This window comes from Amycolatopsis sp. NPDC059027, assembly GCF_042739735.1.
In the GTDB taxonomy this organism is placed as follows: Bacteria; Actinomycetota; Actinomycetes; order Mycobacteriales; family Pseudonocardiaceae; genus Amycolatopsis.
Window position 1 is genome coordinate 10,244 of the sequence record NZ_JBHYIK010000127.1, and the last position, 5,622, is coordinate 15,865.

General features: G+C 69.6%; 8 protein-coding genes. 6 read left to right on the forward strand and 2 right to left on the reverse strand.

What is annotated here, in order from left to right:
* Positions 1 to 102: 102 nt before the first annotated feature.
* Positions 103 to 810, reverse strand: coding sequence for a TetR/AcrR family transcriptional regulator (locus tag ACFWY9_RS43535; RefSeq protein ID WP_378341648.1), 708 nt, complete (start codon positions 808 to 810; stop codon positions 103 to 105).
* A gap of 102 nt (positions 811 to 912) precedes the next feature.
* Between ACFWY9_RS43535 and ACFWY9_RS43540 the strand changes: the two genes are divergently transcribed.
* The 5 genes from ACFWY9_RS43540 to ACFWY9_RS43560 all read left to right on the forward strand — a co-directional run bounded on the left by ACFWY9_RS43540 (position 913) and on the right by ACFWY9_RS43560 (position 5,147).
* Complete coding sequence (locus ACFWY9_RS43540) at positions 913 to 1,347, forward strand: SgcJ/EcaC family oxidoreductase (RefSeq protein ID WP_378341649.1); 435 nt, start codon at positions 913 to 915, stop codon at positions 1,345 to 1,347.
* Positions 1,344 to 1,712, forward strand: a complete 369-nt coding sequence (locus ACFWY9_RS43545; protein WP_378326709.1) for a hypothetical protein — start codon at positions 1,344 to 1,346, stop codon at positions 1,710 to 1,712. Before ACFWY9_RS43540 ends, ACFWY9_RS43545 begins: the two co-directional genes overlap by 4 nt.
* A gap of 67 nt (positions 1,713 to 1,779) precedes the next feature.
* Complete coding sequence (locus ACFWY9_RS43550) at positions 1,780 to 2,598, forward strand: siderophore-interacting protein (RefSeq protein WP_378326710.1); 819 nt, start codon at positions 1,780 to 1,782, stop codon at positions 2,596 to 2,598.
* A 9-nt stretch (positions 2,599 to 2,607) separates the two neighbouring features.
* The gene (locus tag ACFWY9_RS43555) at positions 2,608 to 3,840 is read left to right on the forward strand and encodes a serine hydrolase domain-containing protein (protein ID WP_378341650.1); all 1,233 of its coding nucleotides are present in this window, start codon (positions 2,608 to 2,610) and stop codon (positions 3,838 to 3,840) included.
* Between the two features lie 50 nt (positions 3,841 to 3,890).
* A complete protein-coding gene (locus ACFWY9_RS43560) occupies positions 3,891 to 5,147 on the forward strand; it encodes a styrene monooxygenase/indole monooxygenase family protein (protein ID WP_378341651.1) in 1,257 nt (418 codons plus the stop codon).
* Positions 5,148 to 5,206: 59 nt separating this feature from the next.
* On the opposite strand, the gene ACFWY9_RS43565 is transcribed toward ACFWY9_RS43560, so the two are convergent.
* A complete protein-coding gene (locus tag ACFWY9_RS43565; RefSeq protein ID WP_378326713.1) occupies positions 5,207 to 5,425 on the reverse strand; it encodes a hypothetical protein in 219 nt (72 codons plus the stop codon).
* Here ACFWY9_RS43565 and ACFWY9_RS43570 point away from each other — a divergent pair.
* Positions 5,414 to 5,622: amidase family protein (locus ACFWY9_RS43570; RefSeq protein ID WP_378341652.1), on the forward strand; the 209-nt coding region annotated here is incomplete at its 3' end. The genes ACFWY9_RS43565 and ACFWY9_RS43570 overlap by 12 nt on opposite strands.

The window sequence follows — 5,622 nt, forward strand, 5'->3', positions numbered from 1 at the left end:
CCTCCGGCACCTCCCCTCCCCTACCCTCACCCCACCAGCGCGCCGCTCGGGCCCTCACCAACAACCCCCCCAACCCACACGCCACATTGGGGCGCATGACGCTCACGAGTTCTTGTTCGCCAGCGCTTTCAGCCCGGCGAGGAACATGTCCAGCGCGAACTCGAATCGCTCGCCCGCTGTGTCGGCGTTGAAGAACTCCCCGATCCGCAAGGTGTTCGGGAACATCGCCGGCGGCAGTGACTGCAAGTACGCCTCCATCTGCTCGCTGCGCTCGGCCATGTCCTTCTGGTCGAAATCGCCCCACGTCCAGCTGCTCGCCTCATAGGCGTACGCCTTGGCGTAGAGCGACAACGAGTCCGCGGCGTAGGTCGCCTGCTTGAGGTCGAGGCCGCCCGCGCGCAGCAGTGCGAGCATGGTTTCCCCGTGCCGCAGCATGTTCGGGCTGACCGGGATCGCGATGCTCCACGCGACCCGCGCGATCCCCGGGTACGCCGTCATCGCGCGGACCTGGTGCCCGAGCAGCTCCTTGACCTGCTCGGCCCAGCGTGCCGGATCCGGTTCCGGCAGCGGCAGGTCGCTCAGGACGCTGTCGAGCATCAGCTCGTCGAGTTCCTCCTTGTTCGCGACATGCGCGTACAGCGAGGCCGGCCCGGTTTCCAGAGCCTGGGCCACGCGGCGCATCGTCACCGCGGAGATGCCCTCGGCCGCCAGGATGTCCAGCGCCGTCTTGACGATCAGCTCCTGGGAAAGCGCGGGTTTGGCGGCACGTCGCCGCGGCCGGTTGCGCCACGGCGGGGGTGGAACGGTCACTCGGTCACCTCCAAGGGGTCGCGAACACTGTACTTGACACGAACGTCGTTCGTGATTAGAACTGTGTTCGGAAAACGAACGGCGTTCGTGAAGGAGCTGACCATGACCGATCTGCAGCAAGCCGTGTCCGAGGAAGCCGCCGTGCACGAGGTGCTCGCCCGCCTCGTCGACGCCTGGAACGCGGGTGACGCGGCGGCGTACGCCGCGTTGTTCACCGAGGACGCGGACTACGTGACCTTCTTCGGGATGAACATGCCCGGTCGCGCGATGATCGAAAGCGCGCACCGCGCGCTGTTCGACGGACTGTTGAAGGGGTCGAGACTCACCGGCGCGCCGGGCACGGCCAAGGTGCGGTTCATTCGCCCCGACGTCGCGATCGCCGTCGCGGGCGGTGGTTCCTCAGTGTCCGGCGGGGCGCGGACCGACCCGGGCCGCGAATCGACCGTGACCACCGTCCTGGTGCGACAGGACAACGGCTGGCACATCGCCTCGTTCCAGAACACCCGAGTCTCCGATCCCGCGGCGCAGGCGGGATGAAGCCGCTGGCCGAGGTGTCCGGGGTGGTCGCCGCCCCGGCGCCGGAGGTGTTCGCGCGACTCGAACGACGCCTGCGCGGCGGCGGGTATCCGATGCGCTTCGAAGTCGATCCGGAGCGCCGGACGCTCGCCGCGCAGGGTGGCTGGTGGTACCGCGGCGAATACGCGGTCGAAGATCATCCCGCGGGCACGCTGGTCCGTCATCGGGTGCTGAACATCGCGGAGCGGGGCGCGTGGGCCGTGCCGCTGGCCAACCGGTTCTTCGTCGGGTTCCGTCGCCGGGTGCGGGATGGCTTCCTGGAATTGCTGGGCGAACTCGGCGGCAAAAACGGAGTGGCCGGATCCGGGAGCGAGCGCGTACGGTGAGAACTCGGGGATAAGGTTAGCCTTATCATTGAGACGTCCGGGTGAATTGTCCGGTGGAGGAGGGCGTATGGCCGAGGCACCAGCAAGGGGCGGACGCCCGGCGGCGCGGCTCGAGGTGCTGCGCACCGAACGGCTGACCCCGCACATGATCCGCATCGTCGCGGGCGGCGAGGGACTGCGGGATTTCGAGCCCAACGCGTTCACCGACGCCTACGTCAAGGTCGTCTTCAAGGTGCCGGGGGTGACCTACCCGGAACCGTTCGACATCCGGACGGTCCGTGCCGAACTGCCGCGCGAGCACTGGCCGCGGATGCGTTCCTACACGGTGCGCGCCTACGACGCGCAGGCCGGGGAACTCGTCTTCGACTTCGTGCACCACGGTGACGAGGGCATCGCCGGGCCGTGGGCCGCACGGGCGAAGCCCGGCGACGAGCTGCTGATCTCCGGGCCCGGCGGGGCGTACGCGCCGGGCCCCGAGGCGGACTGGCACCTGCTCGCGGGCGACGAGAGCGCCCTGCCCGCCATCGCGGCGTCGCTGGAGGCGTTGCCCGCAGGGGCACCCGCGCACGCGGTGATCCTGGTCGAGGACGCCGCCGAGGAACAGCCGCTCGTCACCAAAGCCGACGCGCAGATCACCTGGCTGCACCGGAAGTCCGGGGGCGACGTCGCCGCCGCGGTCCGCGCCTTGCCGTGGCGGGACGGGCTCGTCCAGGCCTTCGTGCACGGCGAGGCCGGGTTCGTCCGGGAGCTGCGGCGGTATCTGCTCGACGAGCGGGGTGTCCGACGCGACCTGTTGTCGATCTCCGGGTACTGGCGGATCGGCAAGAACGACGAAGCCTGGCGCGAGGAAAAAGCGGCCGAGCGTGCGCGGGAGCAAAACGCGTAACCTCACGCCATGACGGGTGAACTGAAGGTGGACGTCGATCCGGCCGAAGTCGGTTTCGACGCGGCGCGGCTGAAGCGGATCGACCGGCATTTCGCCCGGTATGTCGACAAGGGCCTGCTGCCCGGATTCCTGGCCGTGGTGAGCAGGCATGGCCGCGTCGCCCATCTTTCCGCGTACGGCAGGCGGGACGTCGAAACGGACGCGCCGGTCGAGACGGACACCGTGTGGCGCATCTTCTCGATGACGAAGCCGGTCACTTCGGTCGCCGCGATGATGCTCGTCGAAGAGGGCCTGATCGACCTCACCGACCCGATTTCGCGGTGGCTCCCGGAGTTCGCCGAGCCACGCGTCTACGTCAAGGGGTCGGCGCTGCGCCCGGCGACCGATCCGGCGACCGAGCCGATCCGGCTGTGGCATCTGCTCACGCACACCGCCGGGCTCACTTACGGCTTCCTGCACTCGCATCCGGTCGACGCGATCTACCGTGAGGCCGGGTTCGAATGGGGCATGCCCGCCGGTGCGGACCTCGCCGAATGCGTCCGGCGGTGGGCCGCGCTGCCGCTCGTCTTCCAGCCGGGCAGCGAATGGAACTACTCGGTGGCCACCGACGTGCTGGGCCGGCTCGTCGAGGTCGTCTCCGGCAAACCGCTCGACGAGTTCTTCGCCGAGCGGATCTTCGGCCCGCTCGGCATGACCGACACCGGTTTCTTCACCGAGGACGCCGATCGTGTCGCGACGATCTACACCCCGCACCCGGGCACCGGGCAGATCGTCCCCGCCCCCGCGTTCGACGGCTGGGCCCGGTCCCGGCCGGCCTGCCTGTCCGGCGGTGGCGGCCTGGTGTCGACCGCGGGCGACTACCGCCGGTTCACCCAGATGCTCGTGCGCCGCGGCGCACTCGACGGCGTCCGGTTGCTGGGCCCGCGCACCGTCGACCTGATGGCGAGCAACCACCTGCCGGGACGGGCGGATCTGGAGGAGTTCGGGCGGCCGGTGTTCGCCGAGTCGCCCTTGCACGGTCACGGTTTCGGCCTCGGGTTCTCCGTGCTCGAAGACCCGGTGAAGGCGAAGACGCTCTCCAGCGCGGGGGAAATCGCCTGGGGCGGCGCCGCGTCGACCGCGTTCTGGGTGGACCACGACGAGGACCTGACCGTCGAGTTCTACACCCAGTTGCTTCCCTCCAGCACGTACGCGATTCGTCCCCAGTTGCGCCAGTTGGTGTATCAGGCGCTGGTGGACTAGACCACGATCGCCGCGTCGGGCAGTCTTTCCCCACGGGGAAAGGGGAGGGCATGCGGCGGATCGGCATTGTCGGGGCGGGACAGGCCGGGCTGGTACTCGGGCTCGGCCTGCGACGGCATGGATACGACGTCACCATCGTCACGGAGCGGTCCGCCGAAGCCGTGCGCGGTGGCAGGCTGATTTCCAACCAGTGCCTGTTCCATCCGGCGCTGACCCGGGAACGGGAACTCGGCATCAACTTCTGGGACGCGTACGCGCCCGAAATCGACGGTGTGTCCGTCACGGTGGCGGGCGAGCCGGGCGCGGACGAACCCAGGATCGCCTGGCGCGCGCCATTCGACCATCCGGCGCAGTCGGTGGATCAGCGGGTCAAGGTGTCGGAGTGGATGACCGGGTTCGCCCGGCTGGGCGGGGAGATCCGGCAGCGCCGGGTGAGCCCGGAGGATCTCGACGACTATGCCAGGGAATTCGACCTCGTCCTCGTGGCCGCCGGGCGTGGTCCGCAGTTCGACGCCCTGTTCCCGCGTAACGCGATACTTTCGCCGTACTCCGAGCCGCAGCGCTCGATCGGCATCCTGTACGTCAAGCCCGCCGGGGACGAGCCGTTGCCCGCGATCACTTCCGGCCTCAGCGTCAACCTCTCCGACGGGGGCGAATTCTTCGGTCTGCCGGTGTGGTCGGTCGATGGGCCCGTCTACGGCGCGGGGTTTTTCGGCTTTCCCGGTGGTCCGCTCGACTGCTGGGACGATGTCGCCGACACCGAGCAGCATTTCGAGATCGCCCGGAACCTGCTGCGTACCTCCTTCCCTTGGCTCGCGGGCTTGCTCGAGAACACGCGGCCGAGTGGTCCGCTGGACGCGCTGCGCGGACGCGTCCAGCCGGTGGTGCGGCAGCCGGTCGGGACGTTGCCCTCGGGGGCGAAGGTGCTCGCGATGGGCGACACCGCCGTCACGAACGATCCGGTGGCAGGACAGGGCGCCAACATGGCCGCGCACGCGGCGCGGTCGTACGAGGAGGCGATCCTCGAGCACGGGGACCGGCCCTTCGACGAGGAGTTCATGCGCCGGGCGTTCGCGCGGTATTGGGACCGGGCGCGCTATTCGACCCGGTTCACCAACGACCTGCTGGAGCCGGGCCCGCCGCCGGACCACCTCCTCGAAACACTTGAAGCCGGGCAGGAGTTTCCCGAGGTCGCCCACCGGTTCGCCCAGCTCTTCGTGAATCCCGCCGACTACTTGGGCTGGCTCACCGACCCCACCGCGGCGCGGGCCTATCTCGCCGACGTCGAAGCCCGCACCGCCTCCTGATCACGCGAGATCTCCCTCCAGACACACGAGTTCTCCGCCTGATCACGCGAGTTCGCCGTTCACGCACGCGAGTCCGGCTCCTGCTCCATCGTCCGCAGGGCGGCCTGCGAGGCCTCGGCGAGGCTGGCGAGCCCGCCCGCGGTGGCGACGATATTGAGCGACGTCGCGTTGCTGCCGAATTCGAACTGCGCCTCGTCGCCCACGACCTCATACCTGATCGAGCAGTTGTCCTCGATCCTCGCCCAGGTGTCCACGGCGATTCCCCGGTGAGTGAACACGGTCTGCCTCCTTGTCAGCGGGAATGTCGGGCCTGGGGGGCGCCGGGGGGTGCCGGGCCCCCCCCCGCCCCCCGACCCCGGGGGGACCCCCCCCGCTCGCCGGGCGGCACCAGCGGCGGGACGGCCGTCGCGGTGGCCACGGGCATGGTCCCGGTCGCCCACGGCAACGACATGGCGGGTTCGATCCGGATCCCCGC